16 protein-coding genes are annotated in these 17903 nt (G+C 32.8%); 12 read left to right on the plus strand and 4 right to left on the minus strand.

The window, feature by feature from the left end:
* Window positions 1-380: 380 nt before the first annotated feature.
* From ABS764_RS08940 to ABS764_RS08950, 3 genes are read left to right on the plus strand one after another with little or no spacing between them, the layout of a single operon-like run.
* Window positions 381-1349 (plus strand): ABC-three component system protein, encoded by a 969-nt coding sequence (locus ABS764_RS08940; protein WP_408081444.1) that lies wholly within the window; start codon window positions 381-383, stop codon window positions 1347-1349.
* Entirely contained in the window at window positions 1324-1794 is a 471-nt protein-coding gene (locus ABS764_RS08945; RefSeq protein WP_408081445.1) for an ABC-three component system middle component 2, read from the plus strand. Before ABS764_RS08940 ends, ABS764_RS08945 begins: the two co-directional genes overlap by 26 nt.
* A complete protein-coding gene (locus ABS764_RS08950) occupies window positions 1791-3704 on the plus strand; it encodes a hypothetical protein (protein WP_408081446.1) in 1914 nt (637 codons plus the stop codon). The genes ABS764_RS08945 and ABS764_RS08950 overlap by 4 nt, the downstream gene beginning before the upstream one ends.
* A 62-nt stretch (window positions 3705-3766) precedes the next feature.
* Here the strand turns inward: ABS764_RS08950 and ABS764_RS08955 are convergent, their stop codons facing one another.
* Window positions 3767-5545, minus strand: a complete 1779-nt coding sequence (locus tag ABS764_RS08955) for an AMP-dependent synthetase/ligase (protein ID WP_408081447.1) — start codon at window positions 5543-5545, stop codon at window positions 3767-3769.
* A gap of 339 nt (window positions 5546-5884) precedes the next feature.
* Here ABS764_RS08955 and katG point away from each other — a divergent pair, with 339 nt between their 5' ends.
* Entirely contained in the window at window positions 5885-8161 is a 2277-nt protein-coding gene (katG, locus tag ABS764_RS08960) for a catalase/peroxidase HPI (protein WP_408081448.1), read from the plus strand.
* 159 nt (window positions 8162-8320) lie between these two features.
* Window positions 8321-8581 (plus strand): SemiSWEET family sugar transporter, encoded by a 261-nt coding sequence (locus tag ABS764_RS08965; protein WP_408081449.1) that lies wholly within the window; start codon window positions 8321-8323, stop codon window positions 8579-8581.
* A gap of 97 nt (window positions 8582-8678) precedes the next feature.
* On the opposite strand, the gene ABS764_RS08970 is transcribed toward ABS764_RS08965, so the two are convergent.
* The 3 genes from ABS764_RS08970 to ABS764_RS08980 form a co-directional block, all read right to left on the minus strand.
* Window positions 8679-9305 (minus strand): carbonic anhydrase, encoded by a 627-nt coding sequence (locus ABS764_RS08970; RefSeq protein ID WP_408081450.1) that lies wholly within the window; start codon window positions 9303-9305, stop codon window positions 8679-8681.
* 135 nt (window positions 9306-9440) lie between these two features.
* The gene (locus tag ABS764_RS08975; protein ID WP_408081451.1) at window positions 9441-11303 is read right to left on the minus strand and encodes an ABC-F family ATP-binding cassette domain-containing protein; all 1863 of its coding nucleotides are present in this window, start codon (window positions 11301-11303) and stop codon (window positions 9441-9443) included.
* A gap of 58 nt (window positions 11304-11361) precedes the next feature.
* Window positions 11362-12384, minus strand: coding sequence for a T9SS C-terminal target domain-containing protein (locus tag ABS764_RS08980; protein WP_408081452.1), 1023 nt, complete (start codon window positions 12382-12384; stop codon window positions 11362-11364).
* 359 nt (window positions 12385-12743) lie between these two features.
* Here ABS764_RS08980 and ABS764_RS08985 point away from each other — a divergent pair, with 359 nt between their 5' ends.
* From ABS764_RS08985 to rpmG, 7 genes are all read left to right on the plus strand, one after another.
* Window positions 12744-14042, plus strand: a complete 1299-nt coding sequence (locus tag ABS764_RS08985; protein ID WP_408081453.1) for a dihydrolipoamide acetyltransferase family protein — start codon at window positions 12744-12746, stop codon at window positions 14040-14042.
* Window positions 14043-14159: 117 nt separating this feature from the next.
* Complete coding sequence (locus tag ABS764_RS08990) at window positions 14160-14930, plus strand: exonuclease domain-containing protein (protein WP_408081454.1); 771 nt, start codon at window positions 14160-14162, stop codon at window positions 14928-14930.
* 92 nt (window positions 14931-15022) lie between these two features.
* Complete coding sequence (locus ABS764_RS08995; RefSeq protein WP_408081455.1) at window positions 15023-15634, plus strand: fumarylacetoacetate hydrolase family protein; 612 nt, start codon at window positions 15023-15025, stop codon at window positions 15632-15634.
* On the plus strand, window positions 15634-15978 hold the full coding sequence (locus ABS764_RS09000) for an Hpt domain-containing protein (protein WP_408081457.1): 345 nt from the start codon (window positions 15634-15636) through the stop codon (window positions 15976-15978). Before ABS764_RS08995 ends, ABS764_RS09000 begins: the two co-directional genes overlap by 1 nt.
* A 107-nt stretch (window positions 15979-16085) precedes the next feature.
* Entirely contained in the window at window positions 16086-17339 is a 1254-nt protein-coding gene (locus tag ABS764_RS09005) for a competence/damage-inducible protein A (RefSeq protein WP_408081458.1), read from the plus strand.
* 75 nt (window positions 17340-17414) lie between these two features.
* Window positions 17415-17651 (plus strand): 50S ribosomal protein L28, encoded by a 237-nt coding sequence (rpmB, locus tag ABS764_RS09010; protein WP_035660225.1) that lies wholly within the window; start codon window positions 17415-17417, stop codon window positions 17649-17651.
* A gap of 30 nt (window positions 17652-17681) precedes the next feature.
* A complete protein-coding gene (gene rpmG, locus ABS764_RS09015; RefSeq protein ID WP_016988713.1) occupies window positions 17682-17864 on the plus strand; it encodes a 50S ribosomal protein L33 in 183 nt (60 codons plus the stop codon).
* Window positions 17865-17903 lie beyond the last annotated feature (39 nt).

The following is a 17903-nucleotide window of genomic DNA, read 5'->3' on the forward strand; positions in this document are numbered from 1 at the left end:
GCATGCATAACAAAAAAATGACATTTTTTTGTTAATTTTTTTTGATTCCTATATTAATTATCGAGAAGTTTTTTAATATTAATTTTTTCCTGGGCGTGTCCTTTCCTCGTCAAAAAAAGACGAGAAAAGGTCGGGCTGTCCGTTATATCTTTTTATTTTGTCATACTGAGCTTGTCGAAGTACAAAATAAAAAGGATGGCACTTCCATCCCTCACGCCAACCCAACTCCAAAAGACATCTCCGTTTAACGATTTTATGAGTTGATTGTAGAAAATATTTTTTTGTGGTTGTTTTTTTGTTAAATTTGAAAATAACAAGTTTAATTACGATTGCTATGGAAACTTGATAAAATTTTATGACTTTAATTTTAAAACTAAGTTGTGGCTAGAGATTTTGATTATTTATTAAAGAAGCATGGTAAAGAAGGCTCACGAAGTGTATTTGAAGATGCGTGCGCTAAAGCTTTTTCTGCAAAATATAAAGGTGCTTTTCCTATAAAATGTAATCCTGGAGACGAAGGTATTGATGTCTATATAGGTGATTTTAGCAAGCCCATTGACGTATATCAATGTAAATGTTTCTTTAATGAAATCGAAGAAGTTCAAAAAACACAAATTAGAGCATCTTTTAAGAAGGCGATAGAGTCTAAGTCCTACAAGATGAAAAAGTGGTGCTTATGCGTGCCTAAAAGCCTTACTATTGATGAGACCAATTGGTGGACTACTTGGAGTAATTCTATTGCCACAAAACATAAAATTGAAATCGAATTATTTGATCAAACAAAACTTCTTCGATTAATAAAAGAAACTGACATTCATTTAGAAATTTTTGATGAAAAGGAATTACAATTACTTACTGAAATTTTAACTATTCTTGAAACTAAGGAACAACGATTGAAAGAAATTTTTTCTGTTCCCGAAGAAATAGATTATAACGAGCGCATATTCAGTCTGAAATTAAAATCCGCTAATATCAATGAAAATCTAGATGTTTACAATAAACAATTTTTTAATGCTGAAATTTTAACAAAGGAAGTTCAAAGTAAAGGTATTGAAGATGAAATTAAAGAATTAATAAGCTTAAAGAATACAATTCAAGAACTATGGTTAACCCAATATTTAATGTATGATGATGAAACAGATGGTAATAAACTATTGGGAATGGTCAATATGAGAATTGAAGATCAAAATAATACAAATTTAAAAACCGTTTTATCTGTTGGAAGTACTGAAAAAAAAGGAATATTGCATCAACTCGCTGATGAATGTACAGTAGGTTGGGTAAAAAAATATAAGGAACGATTAAAAGATTTTATAGAACAAAATGATAGAACTACAGGGAAAGTATAAATACTTAATTGGAATAATGAGATTACTCACTCTATTAAGTGCCTTTGAAAAATCAAGAACTTATCAAATGACTTTTGATAAATTAATTCTTTTGGACTTCTACATGAGATTTCCAAAGACAATGATGGATTTAGATAATTACTCTTTTGATTTCGAAGAACTTTATTCATTTTATCATTCTTATCCTGATAGAGAATATTATCAAGAAATGTTACGAATATTAATTTCAAAAAAATTAATTGAAAAAGAAATTCAAAATTCTAGTTTTATATACAGGATTAAACCAATAGGAATTGATTTAGTTAATAGTATTGAGAACACATATTCGCATTCTTTGATTAGCACAGCTTTATTAATTAAGAAAAATATATCCAAATTAAGTGAGGCGAATATAAAAGAAGAAATTTATAGTAAAAGCTTAAACAACATCCATCTTTTGATATGAGAATAAAATTTAATCGACTAATACTTACTGGCAACGAAAGAACATATGAAGTAAACTTTAAAGATGGACTTAACTTTATTACAGGACCAATTTCTACTGGGAAATCGACAATTCTTGAGTTGATAGATTATTGCCTTGGAAAAAACGATCATAAAGACTATTCTGAAGTAAAATTAACATGCAAATATGTTTCTTTAGACTTATTTTTAGATGAACAACGCTTTCTTATTCAAAGACCTTTATTTTCTTTTGACCTGCCTGTAAAAGTATCTAAATGGAACTCTGAAAAAGAAGATTTTGATAAAGAATTTGAATACTACAATATTTCTCGTCCTAGTGAAGAAAAATCACTTTCTCGTTTTTTAAATGAAAGTATACAATTACCTGATTTTAAATTAGCAGGTCAAGCCTTTAGTTTTAGAGATTTGTATAAGTATTGTTACATAGGGCAAACAAAAATAGATAGTGAAGACATTTTAAACGAAAAAATACATTCAATAAGTTTCAAAAGAAAACCAACCTTTGAAATTATATTAAACTCATTAAATCAATTACTAAATGAGCTAAAAAATGATGAGAAAAACCTAAAGACTTCAATTGGAATACTCCTTGACAAAAAAGAAGCAATTGTAAAGTTTCTCAGAGATGTTGAGCTTTTTATTTCAAATGAAGAAAATGAAAAAAATAAGGTTTCTCTAATTATTAAGAAAAATGAATTGTTTAAGAGCTTAAATGAATTAAAAACAAACGGAAAAACTGAAAATGACAATACAAAATCAAAAGAAAGAGAGTTGTTTTTAAATCGAAATCTTTTATCCAAAATTAATACCGATATTGAAGAATTAAAAAAATATATAAATAAATTAAGCGTATTACGTAATCAATATTCAAATGAAATTATAAAGATTGACTACCTAATTATTTCAAATGGGAAATTACAAAATATTGAATTCCATACTTGCCCATCTTGTAATTATGAACTTGAAAAAAAAGATTTTGACATCTGTAATCTATGTGGAAATGATTTGACAGAATTCAATGATGAAGAAGAAAAAGCTATCAAAATGGAGCGAAAAAGATTGAATTCTAAGTTAAATTCTTTAATAGTATTTATTGATAGCCAAAAAAATAATTTAGAAAGTATTGAAAAAAGAAAAAATAAAATTGTAATAACAATTAGTCAAATAGAGAATGAAATTGATAGTATTCAAAAAGAATTTATAAGCCCTTACATTGAAAAAATAGAGTCTTTAAACAGACAAATTGGCGAAATTATAAAACAAATTGAAAATCTTGATTTAAGTTTAAATGTTCAAGCAGAGTTATTATCATTGGCAAATAATATACAGAGAGAAGAAAATAAACTTGATTTAATAAAAAAACAGATTAAAGATATAGAAGAGGAAGAAACAAATTTTGATGAGATAATAAAAAAAATAAGTTCTATCTTTCAGAATACCCTTAAAGACTTTAATTTTCCAAAACTATATAATGCTTATATTGATAGTAAAACCTATTTGCCTTATGTAAGAGGTATAAAATATGATAATATCGGAAGTTTAGGAGCGGTGACTTTAGTAAATATAGCATACTTTATGTCTATAATGGAAGTAAGTTTATCTTTAAAAAAATCATATCATCCAAAAGTAATATTATTTGATACTATTGGTAAAAATTTGGGAACTAGAGAATCGACAGATGAAGGAGATGAATTTAAGGATAGTATAATTTTTAAATCTGTTCTTAAATATTTCGATAATTTCTCTAAAAAATATAGAGATAAAGTTCAAATCATTATAGTAAACAATGACTATACCTCCGAAATTGATGAAAAAGATATTATCTTGAGATTTGACGGAGATGGAACGAAAGGTATCAAATACGGTTTAATTGATGATATCTTAAATTAAAATATTTACAATGAAATATTAAGTAACAAACCACGAAAGTTAGATTCGTGGTTTGTTTAATTTTAAAAACTATATATTTTCTGGTATAAATCCTGATATTTCTCCAATACATTTTTACGTTTTAATTTGAGAGTAGGAGTCAGCTCTCCGCCATCAATAGACCAAACGGTAGGAGTGAGTTCGAATTTTTTAATTTGTTCCCAGTGTCCAAATTTTGGATTAATGGAATCAATTTCCTGTTGGATGCGGGCAATCACTTTTTCGTTACTACTGATTTCTTTTGGAGTTGTTCCCACATTGATTTTGTTTTTCTTAGCCCATTCTTTTATAAAATCAAAATTTGGCTGGATAAAAGCCGCCGGCATTTTCTGGCCTTCGCCAATCACCATGATATTCTCAATAAAACGGGATTGTTTCATCGTGTTTTCAATCAGCTGAGGCGCAATGTATTTTCCGCCCGAAGTTTTAAACATTTCTTTTTTACGGTCGGTAATTTTTAGGAAACCGTCTTTATCCATGTTTCCAATATCTCCTGTGTGGAAATAACCATCGGTAATCACTTCGTTAGTTAAGGTTTCATTTTTATAATAACCCATCATTACATTAGGACCTTTGCAAAGAATTTCGCCGTCTTCGGCAATTTTTACTTCGACATTATCAATGACTTTTCCAACAGTTCCTATTCGGAATCCGTAGTTCCGCATATCATTTACGGCAATTACAGGCGAAGTTTCGGTTAGTCCATAACCTTCCATGACAGGAATTTCGGCAGCGGCAAAAATTCGGGATAAACGGGTTTGCAGTGCGGCACTTCCGGAAACCATAACTTCCAGTTTACCTCCCAATCCGTCTTTCCATTTGCTGAAGATAAGTTTTCGGGCAATTTTAAGTTGGAATTCATACCAGAATCCATTGGCTCCATAGGGTTCGTATCGCAATCCTAAATCGATCGCCCAGAAGAATAATTTCTTTTTAATACCGGTAAGTTCTGCTCCTTTAGCATAAATTCGGTCGTATACTTTTTCTATTAACCGGGGAACGGCTGTAATGACAGTAGGTTGGACTTCTCTGATATTGTCACCAATTTTTTCTATCGATTCTCCAAAATAAATCGATACCCCATAATATTGGTACAAATACAAAACCATTCGTTCAAAAATATGGCAAATAGGTAAAAAGCTCAAAGCTCTGCTTTTTCCTGCTTCAAAAGGAATTCTGGGAGCACTACCTAAAACATTTGAAACGATATTTTGGTGCGAAAGCATCACCCCTTTTGGATTTCCTGTTGTTCCTGAAGTATAGATAATGGTTGCCAGATCTTCGGTTTTGATGCTGTTTTTTATAGCTTCAACTTCGTCCTGATTGCTGTTGTCTTCTCCCAGAATAAGCAGTTCATTCCAATTTTTACAATTGGGAATCGTATTAAAACTATAAATTTCTTTAAGGTGTGGTAGTTTGTCTTTAACTGAATTTATTTTCTGCAATACCCCTTCGTCAGAAACAAAACAGTATTTTGCCTCACAATGGTTCAGGATGTATTGGTAATCTGCTTCGGAAATAGTAGGGTAGACCGGGACAGTTTGTGCTCCGGTTTGTAACACGCCAATATCTGTAATATGCCATTCCGTTCTGTTATTAGATGAAATAATGGCGATTTTGTCATCTTTTTTTACTCCCATTCGCAGCAAAGCTCTCGAAATAGTATTTGCCTGAGCAATGTATTCCCGAGTAGAAACTTTTATCCAGACACCATTTTGTTTAGATGTTAAAGCATCCGGAATTGTAGTAAATTCATCCTGTTGATGGTAAGGAAAATCAAAAATTCTGGTAATTGAAGTCATGTCTGCGTGTTTTGGAATCCTATGCAAATTATAAAAAAAATACTAAATTTTCTTTTTTTTAGCAATTTATTAAGCGAAAAATAATGATAATTCTAATCTGTTTAAAAAGAGTTTTTTTATTAAGTAAATTAATTAATGATACTTGTTATAAATTATTGTAAGTAAGATAATTATATTTCCCTATAGATTTTGTGTTTTTTATTTTGTAATTTAATGCCTCAAATTTTTTTTTAACGATATCGTATTATAAATTTTATCTATTAAAGTTTAATTTTTAATAGTTTTATATCGGTAACTTAGCCTTGCAGATTTTAAAAAATAAAAGAAAACATAATAATTATGGAAAACGCAAACAATTCAAACGGTGGTGGAAAATGTCCATTTTCAGGAAGTGCCCCAAAGCAAAGTGCCGGTAATGGAACGCAAAATCATAACTGGTGGCCTAATCAGTTAAAGGTTGATATTTTACGTCAACATTCATCAAAATCGAATCCTATGGATGAAGAATTTGATTATGCAGAGGCTTTCAAATCCTTAGATTTAGAAGCTGTAAAAAAAGATCTTCATGCTTTGATGACCGATTCTCAGGATTGGTGGCCGGCAGATTTTGGTCATTACGGACCATTTTTTATCCGTATGGCCTGGCATAGTGCAGGTACGTATCGTGTGCAGGACGGACGCGGTGGTGCTGGCTCAGGTCAGCAACGTTTTGCTCCGTTAAACTCCTGGCCTGATAATGTGTCTTTAGATAAAGCACGCCGTTTGATTTGGCCCATAAAACAAAAATATGGCAATAAAATTTCCTGGGCTGATTTGATTATTCTTACCGGAAATATCGCTTTAGAATCGATGGGATTCAAAACATTAGGCTTTGCCGGTGGACGCGCTGATGTTTGGGAACCGGATATGGATGTGTATTGGGGTTCTGAAAAAATCTGGCTGGGAGGCGACATCCGTTATGCACAAGGTTCTCATGGAGTTCCCGGAGAGGGTGTAGTGGCTTCTGACGATGATGCAGATGGCAAAGTTCATTCCCGTAAATTAGAAAATCCTCTGGCAGCAGTTCAAATGGGATTGATTTATGTTAATCCGGAAGGACCGGACGGAAATCCGGATCCTGTTTTAGCAGCTCATGATATACGAGATACTTTTGCCCGTATGGCAATGAATGATGAGGAAACGGTGGCATTAATTGCCGGTGGACATACCTTTGGTAAAGCACACGGGGCAGCTTCTACAGAACATGTGGGTAAAGAACCTGAAGCTTCAGGAATTGAAGAAATGGGTTTTGGATGGAATAATAGTTTTGGAACAGGAAAAGGCGCGGATACTATTAGTTCAGGTCTTGAAGTAACCTGGACCAGTAAACCAACGGAATGGAGCAACCTGTTTTTTGAATATTTATTAGATTTTGAGTGGGAATTGACAAAAAGTCCAGCCGGTGCGCATCAATGGGTAGCTAAAAATGTGGGTGCGATTACTCCGGATGCCCATGATCCGAATAAAATGCACCAACCAACCATGCTGACAACCGATTTATCTTTACGATTTGATCCTGAATATGCAAAAATATCCAAGAGATTTCGGGATAATCCGGATCAGTTTGCTGATGCTTTCGCAAAAGCATGGTTTAAATTAACGCATCGTGATATGGGACCTCTTTCCCGATATTTAGGTCCGGACGTTCCTCAGGAAGTATTTACCTGGCAAGACCCGCTTCCGGAAGCTAATTATGAATTAATTGATGCGGATGATATTGATGTTTTGAAATCTCAAATTTCAGAATTAGGATTTTCAGTATCAGAATTAGTATCGACAGCCTGGGCTTCAGCATCCACATTCAGAGGTTCCGATAAGCGTGGTGGGGCTAATGGGGCACGCATTCGATTAGAACCACAAAAAAACTGGGAAGTAAATAATCCGGCTCAGTTGAGTAAAATCTTAACGGCTTTAGAAAATATCCAAAGTCAGTTTAATGCTGCTAACGGATCTAAAAAAGTTTCTGTTGCAGACTTAATTGTATTAGCAGGAAATGTTGGCGTTGAAAAAGCTGCAGCAGCTGCCGGAACAGTAGTAACCGTAGCATTTTCAGCTGGTCGTACAGATGCAACTCAAGAGCAAACAGACGTCGAATCTATAGCGTTTTTAGAGCCTGTAGCTGATGGATTTAGAAATTACAGAAAAGACAAAAGTGCTGTTTCTACCGAAGAATTATTAATTGACAAAGCACAATTATTAACGCTGACCGCTCCTGAATTAACGGTGTTGATAGGTGGTTTGAGAGCTTTGAATGTTAATTATGACGGATCTGCAAATGGTGTGTTAACAAATCGTCCGGGGCAATTAACAGCAGATTTCTTTGTTAATTTATTAGATATGGGAATCGCCTGGAAAGCAATGGAAGAAAGTAAAGAGATTTATATGGGTACTGATCGTAAAACCGGTCAGCCAAAATGGACCGGAACCCGCGTGGATTTAGTATTTGGATCTAACTCTGAGTTGAGAGCTGTTGCTGAGGTTTATGCCAGTGCTGATGCTCACAATAAATTTGTGAAAGATTTTGTGGCTGCCTGGAATAAAGTCATGCATTTAGATCGTTTTGATTTGGTTAACTAAAATTGTTCTGCATTCATTGAAAAGCTCTCAAAAAGTTGAAAAACTGCTTGAGAGTTTTTTTTGAGGTAATGATTGTTTTATTGAAGTCAAGCCGGAAAATTAAATCAAATTATTTTTGATTACTATAATTTCGGATGCTTTAATTTAAAAATAGAAAATATGAATTTTACCGATATCCTGGGCTTTATTGCAGGAGTATGTGTGATGACTTCGGTTATTCCTCAGATTTTGAAAGTCTGGAGAACAAAAAAAGTAAAAGATATTTCGTTGTTAACCTTTAGTGTACTGACTTTTGGAGTGGCATTGTGGGTGGTGTATGGAATTTTAAAAAATGACCTTCCTATTGTTATTACTAATAGTATTTCTTTATTCTTAAACTTAATAATGGTTTATTTTATTATTTACTACGAAAAAGAGTGATTTTATAATTGAAAATATCTTTTTGATATACAAAAATCCAGTCTCATTTTGACCAATAAGACTGGATTTTTTATAATTTGAACTATGAAATAGTTGCTTAAGATATTTTATAAATTTTAGTAATATCCTTTAAAATTTCATCAAAATTGATTTTTAAGTCGATTAATTCTCCGGAATGAAGATCAAAAATCCAACCGTATACTTTTAAGTTTCTCTCGGTATTTGCTTTTTGGACTTCGGCAGTTTTAATTACATTAATACATTGTTCCTGTACGTTTAATTCAACCAGTCTTTTATATTTCTCTGCTTCGTCAGTAATAGCATCCAGTTCTTGCTGGTGAATTCTATATACATCTCTGATGTTTCTCAGCCAAGGATTTAAAATCCCTAAATCAGATTGTTGCATCGCAGCTAGAACCCCACCACATCCGTAATGTCCGCAAACAACAATGTGATTTACTTTTAGATGGCTCACCGCATAATTAATAACTGACATTGAATTCAAATCAGTATTAGGAACCATATTGGCAATGTTTCTGTGAACAAAAACTTCGCCCGGCTGTAAACCCATCACCTCTTCGGCAGTTACACGACTGTCAGAACAGCCAATGTATAGGATTTCAGGAGCTTGTCCCGCGCCTAATTTGTCAAAATAAGTTTCATCAGTTTGCAGTTGTTTAGCGATCCACTTTTTGTTGTTTTCAAAAATTTGTTTGATATCCATATTTTGTTTTTTTTTTTTCAAAGATAAGATGTAATTATAAATCTATAAAATACAATCCTGTTATCTAACAAAAAAGTCCTGGCTTTTTATATTGCAAATAAAAAGTCAGGACATTATAAATAGTTCGGGAATTAATTATCCTTCCATTTTAGCCGAAAGTTCAAACCAGCGTTCTTCTTTAGCTTCAATTTTGGCAATGATGTTTTCTAATTCTTTAGCTTTTTTCTCGATGTCGGCGTCGGAAACTTTACCATCTGAAAAAAGTTGTTCGATTTTAGCTTTGTCGATCTCTAAATCTTTGATTTCTTTCTCAATTTTTTGAAATTCTTTTTGCTCGTTGAATGTTAGATTTCCAGTTGGATTTTTTTGTTTCCATTCTTTCTTTTCGGCTTTGTTTTCTTCTTTTTGTGCTACATCAGCACTGTCTTCATAAGCTCTGAAATCCGAATAGTTTCCAGGGAAATTTTCAACTACACCCTGACCTCTAAAAATGAATAAGTGGTCTACAATTTTATCCATAAAATAACGGTCGTGCGAAACTACTAATAAGCATCCGGGATAATCTAAAAGGAAACTTTCCAGTACATTTAGGGTTACAATATCCAAATCGTTTGTAGGTTCATCCAGAATCAAGAAGTTAGGATTTTGAATCAAAACCGTACATAAATACAAACGTTTTAATTCGCCACCACTTAATTTATCTACAAAATCGTATTGTTTTTTAGCATCAAAAAGGAAACGCTCTAATAACTGAGAAGCCGAAATAATTCTTCCTTTTGCCAGAGGAATAAATTCGCCATATTCTTTTATGATATCGATGACACGTTGCCCTGGTTTTGGGTTGATTCCACTTTGTGTGTAGTATCCGATTTTTATAGTTTCTCCCTTAACCACTCTTCCAGAATCTAACGGCAGTGTTCCGGTAAGTAAGTTCAAGAAGGTTGATTTTCCAGTTCCGTTTTTTCCAATAATCCCAATGCGTTCGCCACGTTGAAAATCAAAACTAAAATCATCCAGAATAATACGGTCTTTGAATTTCTTAGAAATCTTATGAAGCTCGATAATCTTACTTCCCATACGTTCCATATTGATTTCCAGTTCCACTTTATTCTCTTTACGGCGACTTTGTGCTTTTTCTTTGATGATATAAAAATCATCCTGACGTGATTTAGATTTGGTTGTTCGCGCTTTTGGCTGGCGACGCATCCATTCTAATTCTTTAACGAATAAATTTTGAGCTTTATCAATACTGGCATTTTCTGAGGCAATACGCTCTTCTTTTTTTTCTAAATAATAAGAGTAATTTCCTTTGTATTGGTATAGTTTTCCGTTATCTAATTCTAAAATTTCATTACACACACGCTCTAAGAAAAAACGGTCGTGCGTAACCATAAACAAGGTGATGTTTTCTTTAGCAAAATAAGATTCTAACCATTCAATCATTTCTAAATCCAGATGATTGGTAGGTTCGTCTAAGATTAATAAATCTGGACGGTTAATCAGGATAATGGCAAGTGATAGACGTTTTTTTTGTCCACCGGAAAGATTTTTTACTTTTAGTTTAAAATCTTCCAGTTTTAATTTGAACAAAATTTGTTTGTATTGGGTTTCAAAATCCCAGGCATTGTGCTGATCCATGGCATCAAAAGCTTTTTGATAGGCTTCTTCGTCTTCAGGATTTTCTAATGCTTTTTCGTATTGTTCAATTACTTTCAGGGTTTCATTGTCTGATGCAAAAATGCTTTCTTCAATGGTTAATTCGTCTTGCAAATTATTGTCTTGCGAAAGAAACGCCATGCGGATGCCTTTTCTTAAAACTACTTGCCCCGTATCAGGTTCGTCTAAACCATTGATAATACTCATAATAGTGGTTTTCCCAGAACCGTTCTTGGCAATAAAGGCAATTTTTTGGTCTTTATTAATTCCGAAAGAAATGTTTTCAAACAGCGTTTTTTCTCCAAATGATTTGGATATATTTTCGACAGATAAATAATTCACAGTTGTAATTTTTTTGGCAAAAGTAAACTATTAAACGACTAATTACGAATTGTTTGTTTTAATCCTTTTTGAATTTATTCAAATAATGCGATAAATAGCTGTTCAAATCCAGCTGATGTAATTTTTGAGGGACATTGATAAATGGTTTTCTTTTAAAACTTTCATTGGTAAGGTAGTACTGTAATCCGTCTTGAGTGCTAATACCTTCTATTTGGTGAAAGCGGAGTTTTAATTTAATTTTTCTCTTATTTCCGGATAAAAAATCATGGTTTTTAAAGTCGTATAAAAGATAAATAAAGCTTTTTCCCGTTTTAGTATAGCCACAAAGTGCTATTAATTTTTTATCTTCCAGATAGCTTGCATCAGTAACGAGTCCTTTGATATTAAGAGTTTGTTTGTATTGAGCAATATATTTTCCGGGTTTTTTAGGCAGTACATAAATGTTTGATTTTTTATCACTCCACTGTTTACTGAACAGATAAATACTGTCTTTAGAAACTATGAAAGCTTCACAATCAAAGTTGGTTTTATTAGGAGTTACTTGTGAAAAATCAGTTTGATCAGCATAAGAAAAAAAGATGGTGTCAATCACCGGAGCATTCAGTAAGAACGATTTTTTTTCAATTCTTAAAATATGTAAATCGATGCGATTTCCCCTGTAATTATTTCCAAAATCGCCTATATATAAGTAGCTGCTGTCTTGCGAAATCGCCTCCCAATCTGTATTGTTTACTTTTTCGAGTTTGATTTGCTTTTTAATTTTTCCTAAGGTATCTAATCCGTATATGTGGGTATCGGTATCATCGTTATGAGTCCATAATAAAGTGTCAAAGACGATTAAACCTGATGTTTCTCCAATAGTATCACTGAGTTTTTTTGAAAAAAGAGGCTTTATTTTTTTATTCTTATACTGACAACTTCCATCATTAAGGGTCGCCTGTGGATTGTAATTTTTGGATAAAGGGTCTGTGCAACCGGAAATTTGAGATTGAATTTGGCTCATATAAAACAGAAACAGTAACAAGAATAATTTTTTCAACGGATACAATAATTTAAAAACAGATGCTTTATTATACTTCAAAAGTAAGCGATTTTAATGAATTGATTCTTTCATCATCTTAAGAGAAGCTTTCTCTTTTTTAAAAAAATGACTACTTTTAGAAATGAAAAAGAAAATAAAACATGGCTTTTTCCTCGGTCAATAGGGTGTTTAAGGTTAATTTATTGTAAAAAACAGCCGTTTACTTTACTGTGATTTTTATCGAATTTGTAAAAAACACAGTATTTACCAATTGATTTTTATTAATATGTATATTATTGGTTTGAAAATGAGTTGCTTGTTGTAATTAATACAGGAAAGCTACATTTAATATAATTTATGTTTTAAGAATTTAGTAATTTCGCAAACAGAAATTAAAAACTACCTTTTAGGTTAACAATATGGCAAGATTCGAATTAAAGCTTCCTAGAATGGGAGAAAGTGTCGCAGAAGCAACCATTACAAACTGGTTAAAGCAAGTAGGCGATAAAATTGAAGCCGATGAAGCAGTGCTAGAAGTTGCTACCGACAAAGTGGATAGTGAAGTTCCTAGTGAGGTTTCAGGTGTTTTAATAGAACAACTGTTTTCAAAAGATGATTTGGTTGAAGTAGGGCAAACTATTGCAATCATCGAAACAGCAGGAGAGAATGAAGAAGAAGAGGAGACCGAAACAACTATTGCTCCTGAAATAATTGAAGAAGTAACAAAAACAATAGAAACAGCAAAAGAAACCGTTGCTGTTCCGGAATCAATAACAAATTCAGGTTCTGAAAAATTCTTTTCTCCATTAGTGAAAAATATCGCTGCTGCCGAAGGAATTGCTGTTGAGGAGTTAGAACAAATTCCGGGGACAGGGAGCGAAGGCAGAGTCACTAAAAATGATATTTTAGAATATTTAAAAGACAGAAAATACAAACCTCAAAAAGCAGTTGTACAAGCGACTGATGTTCCTGATTCCTTTAGAACTACAGCGCCCGTTTCAGTAAACGGTGGAGATGAAATTATTGAAATGGACAGAATGCGCAAGCTTATTGCGGGATATATGATTTCTTCTCAACAGACATCGGCTCATGTGTATTCTTTTATAGAAGTAGATGTTACTAATATTGTAAAATGGCGTGACAAACATAAAAATGAATTTGAAAAAAGAGAAGGTGAAAAACTAACTTTTACGCCTATTTTTATGGAAGCTGTTGCTAAAGCATTGAAAGATTTTCCGGGGATGAATATTTCGGTTGATGGGGATTATATTGTCAAAAAGAAAAACATCAATTTAGGTATGGCGGCAGCTTTGCCTAATGGGAATTTGATTGTTCCGGTAATCAAAAATGCCGATCAGCTGAATTTAGTTGGAATGGCAAAAGCGGTGAATGATTTAGGAAATCGTGCTAAACAAGGCAAATTAAAACCCGATGATACCAACGGAGGAACGTATACCGTAACCAATGTAGGTTCTTTTGGCAGTGTATTTGGAACTCCTATTTTGAATCAGCCGGAAGTAGGTAGTCTGGCATTGGGGACAATTCGAAAAGTTCCTGCGGTTATTGAAACTCCTGAAGGAGATTTTATCGGAATCAGACAAAAAATGTTTTTAAGCCATGGTTATGATCACCGCGTTATTGATGGTGCTTTAGGTGGTATGTTTGTGAAAAGAGTAGCCGAATATTTAGAGGCTTTTGATATTACAAGAACAATTTGATATAAAATTACAGGAGTGAAATACCCGAAAGTTTTAAAATAACTTTCGGGTTTTCTTTTTTTAACTGTTGTTTATATCAGATTCAAAACTTTATATTTGTAATTATATATTTTTAAAATGGAATTAAAACTCAATAGACCGATTTGCTTTTTTGATCTTGAAACTACAGGAATTGACATTGGAAAGGATAGAATTGTAGAAATCTCAATTTTTAAAGTTTTTCCAAACGGAAACAAAGAAAGTAAAACCTGGCTGGTGAATCCTACGATTCCAATTCCACCGCAAACTACCGCTGTTCATGGAATTACAGATGAAAAAGTAGCTAATGAACCTACTTTTAAGGAGTTGGCGACTCAGGTTTATAATATGATAAAAGACAGCGATTTAGCTGGGTTTAATTCAGATCGTTTTGATATTCCGCTTCTGGCAGAAGAATTGCTTCGCGCCGGAGTCGATTTTGATATGAAAAACAGAGTTTCAGTTGATGTTCAGACTATATTTCATAAAAAAGAAGAGCGTACTTTGAGTGCTGCTTTAAAATTTTATTGTGGTCAGAGTTTAGAAAATGCCCATTCAGCTGAAGCAGATACGATGGCGACTTACGAAATATTAAAAGCACAATTAGAGCGTTATCCTGATTTGGAAAACGACATGAAATCATTGTCTGAGTTTACAACAAGAAAAAAAATAGCCGATTTTGCCGGAATGATTTCTTTTGATAAAGACGGAGATGAAATCTTTACTTTTGGAAAACATAAAGGGGTCAAGGTAGATGTAATTTTAGAAAGAGAACCTGGTTATTTTAGCTGGGTACAAAATGCTGATTTTCCTTTATATACTAAAAAAGTATTGACAGCTATAAAATTAAGAAAGTTAAATACAAAATAAAGTTTCTAAGTAACTAAGTTTCTAAATTGCTGAGTTTTTTTGCTCATTTTCTTAGAAGCTCAGTAACTCAGTGACTCAGTAACTTAAAAGAAATGAAAATAATTTGTATCGGACGGAATTATGCAAATCATATTGAAGAATTGCAAAATGAGCGTCCAACAGAACCTGTAATTTTTATTAAACCGGATTCGGCGGTATTGTTGAAGCAGTATCCTTTTGTGCTTCCTGAATTTTCAGAAGATGTACAGCATGAAGTAGAGGTAATTGTTAAAATTAATAAGGTAGGAAAGTATATTGATGCTAAGTTTGCACATAAATATTATGATGAAATGAGTGTTGGAATCGATTTTACGGCACGGGACTTACAAAATGAATTAAAATCCAAAGGCTTGCCATGGGAAAAGGCAAAAGCTTTCGATGGTTCGGCGGTAATTGGAGATTTTTTACCTAAATCACAATTTAGTTCATTAGAAAATCTTACTTTTGAATTAAGAAATAATAATGAAATCGTTCAGGAAGGGAATGTAAATATGATGTTGTGGAAAATAGATGAGTTAATAGCTTATATTTCACAATATTTTACTCTTAAAATTGGCGATATTATTTTTACAGGCACTCCAAAAGGAGTTGCAGCTGTGCAGCCAAATGATGTTTTGGAAGGATTTTTAGAAGGGAAAAAACTATTTAGAATACAAGTAAAATAATGGCTTTAAACTATAATTTATCAAAAGTATATGCGATTTCAGATAATGATTCTGAATTTGTAAATGAAATTCTGACTTTATTTGTGAATGATGTTCCGGAAGATTTGGCACAAATTAAGGAAGGCATCAAAAAGAAAGATCATAAGCACGCGTATGCTTATGCACATAAAATCAAACCTACATTAGATTTGTTGGGAATGACGGTAGCTTTTGAAGAAATTCTGGAAGTAGAAGCCTGGACCAAAGCAGAAGGTAAACGAAAAGATATTGAACATACTTTTGACAGTATAAAATCACAGGTAAAAGAAGCTATTAAAGAAATTAAAAAAGACTTTGATTTATAAAATGCTCTTTTTATAAATAAACATAAATAACAATAAGAATCAACATTCAATTTTTTTTGGGTGTTGATTTTATTTTATAAGAAACTCAAATTTTCAGCATACTAAAAATGAAAGCAACTATTGTTACTATAGGAGATGAGATTTTAATTGGACAAATTATTGATACCAATTCCGGTTTTATTGCAAAATCACTAGATAAAATAGGAATAGAAATTAATGAGATGATTTCCATAACTGATGACAAGCAGCATATACTGGATACTTTTGCAAAACTACAAAACAAGGTTGATCTTGTAATTATAACGGGAGGTCTTGGACCAACAAAAGATGATGTTACCAAAAAAACATTTTGTGATTATTTTGAAGATGAATTAATTGTGGATCAGGCAGTACTAAAGCATGTTACCCAATTAATAGAAGGTTTTTATAAACGTACGATTACCCAGATTAATAAAGATCAAGCTTTGGTTCCATCACGTTGTACTGTTTTACACAATCAGGTAGGAACTGCTCCGGGGATGTGGATGAAAAAAGAAAACACCGTCTTTGTTTCGTTACCGGGAGTTCCGTTTGAAATGAAATATTTGGTAGAAAATGAGATTATTCCAAAAGTAGTTCAGGAATACAACCGTCCGTATATTATGCATAAAACCATTTTAACCTATGGACAGGGGGAGAGTATGGTGGCGGAACGAATTGAAGAGTGGGAAAATAGTTTACCTGAATTTATTAAGTTAGCTTATTTACCTGCTCCGGGAAGAGTACGCTTGCGACTTACGGCAAGAGGGAAAGATAAGGAATTGTTAGAACAAGCAATTGAATCTTATGTAGCTTCTTTAGATGCAATAATCCATGATATAATTGTAGGGTTTGATGAGGATGAAACAATAGAGGTTGTGGTGGGCCGACTTTTGACAAAAGAGAGAAAAACAATTGCAACAGCCGAAAGCTGCACCGGCGGTCAGATAGCAGCAAGTTTAGCATCGGTGGCGGGAGCTTCAAAATATTTTAAAGGAAGTGTCGTTTCTTATGCGACTGAGACTAAGATAAATGTATTAGGAGTTTCTGAAAAAACAATAGAAGAACATACTGTTGTGAGTGCAGAAGTAGCATCTGAAATGGCATTGAATGTAAAAAAAATAATGAATACTGATTATGCTATCGCAACAACCGGTAATGCAGGTCCTTCAAAAGGAGTCGAAAAAGCCGAATTGGGAAGTGTTTTTATAGCATTAGCTACACCAAATGAGGTGATTGTAGAGGAGTTTAATTTTGGTCAACCCCGTGAAAAAGTGATAGATAGAGCATTAATTAAAAGCCTTGAAATGATAAAGAAAGAAATTTTTAAAAATGTATTGTGATTTTTTTGTTTGAACCGTTTATTTTTCTTTTCTTTGCACCCTGATTTTGAATAACGAATATAAAATATAAGTATAATGTCAAGAGTTTGTGACCTTACAGGTAAAAGAGCGATGGTAGGAAATAACGTTTCTCACGCTATGAACAAAACTAAGAGAAAGTTTTCTGTAAACTTAGTTAAAAAGCGTTTTTATCTTCCAGAAGAAGATAGATGGATTACTCTTAGAGTAGCAGCATCTACGATAAAAACAATTAATAAAAATGGAATTGACGCTGTTTTGAAAAAAGCACAGTCTCAAGGATTTATTAAATAATCTTTATTTCCTAAATAAATATATAGCAAGATGGCAAAGAAAGGTAATAGAATCCAGGTAATTTTAGAATGTACTGAACACAAAACTTCAGGTGTTGCAGGTACTTCAAGATACATAACAACAAAGAACAAAAAAAATACTCCAGACAGATTGGAAATTAAAAAATTCAACCCTGTATTGAAGAGAGTAACTGTTCACAAAGAAATTAAATAATAAGAGATTTTAAAAATCTCAAATGGTAACATTTGAAGA

It is taken from the genome of Flavobacterium plantiphilum (assembly GCF_046000495.1).
GTDB classification, from domain to species: Bacteria; Bacteroidota; Bacteroidia; order Flavobacteriales; family Flavobacteriaceae; genus Flavobacterium; species Flavobacterium plantiphilum.

What these genes read in the sequence shown, in the direction of transcription:
- ABS764_RS08945 (WP_408081445.1), top strand. Translation starts at nt 1,324, where the DNA reads ATGATAGAACTACAGGGAAAGTATAAATACTTAATTGGAATAATGAGA.
- ABS764_RS08950 (WP_408081446.1), top strand. Translation starts at nt 1,791, where the DNA reads ATGAGAATAAAATTTAATCGACTAATACTTACTGGCAACGAAAGAACA.
- ABS764_RS08955 (WP_408081447.1), bottom strand. Translation starts at nt 5,545, where the DNA reads ATGACTTCAATTACCAGAATTTTTGATTTTCCTTACCATCAACAGGAT.
- katG (WP_408081448.1), top strand. Translation starts at nt 5,885, where the DNA reads ATGGAAAACGCAAACAATTCAAACGGTGGTGGAAAATGTCCATTTTCA.
- ABS764_RS08965 (WP_408081449.1), top strand. Translation starts at nt 8,321, where the DNA reads ATGAATTTTACCGATATCCTGGGCTTTATTGCAGGAGTATGTGTGATG.
- ABS764_RS08970 (WP_408081450.1), bottom strand. Translation starts at nt 9,305, where the DNA reads ATGGATATCAAACAAATTTTTGAAAACAACAAAAAGTGGATCGCTAAA.
- ABS764_RS08985 (WP_408081453.1), top strand. Translation starts at nt 12,744, where the DNA reads ATGGCAAGATTCGAATTAAAGCTTCCTAGAATGGGAGAAAGTGTCGCA.
- ABS764_RS08990 (WP_408081454.1), top strand. Translation starts at nt 14,160, where the DNA reads ATGGAATTAAAACTCAATAGACCGATTTGCTTTTTTGATCTTGAAACT.
- ABS764_RS08995 (WP_408081455.1), top strand. Translation starts at nt 15,023, where the DNA reads ATGAAAATAATTTGTATCGGACGGAATTATGCAAATCATATTGAAGAA.
- ABS764_RS09000 (WP_408081457.1), top strand. Translation starts at nt 15,634, where the DNA reads ATGGCTTTAAACTATAATTTATCAAAAGTATATGCGATTTCAGATAAT.
- ABS764_RS09005 (WP_408081458.1), top strand. Translation starts at nt 16,086, where the DNA reads ATGAAAGCAACTATTGTTACTATAGGAGATGAGATTTTAATTGGACAA.
- rpmB (WP_035660225.1), top strand. Translation starts at nt 17,415, where the DNA reads ATGTCAAGAGTTTGTGACCTTACAGGTAAAAGAGCGATGGTAGGAAAT.
- rpmG (WP_016988713.1), top strand. Translation starts at nt 17,682, where the DNA reads ATGGCAAAGAAAGGTAATAGAATCCAGGTAATTTTAGAATGTACTGAA.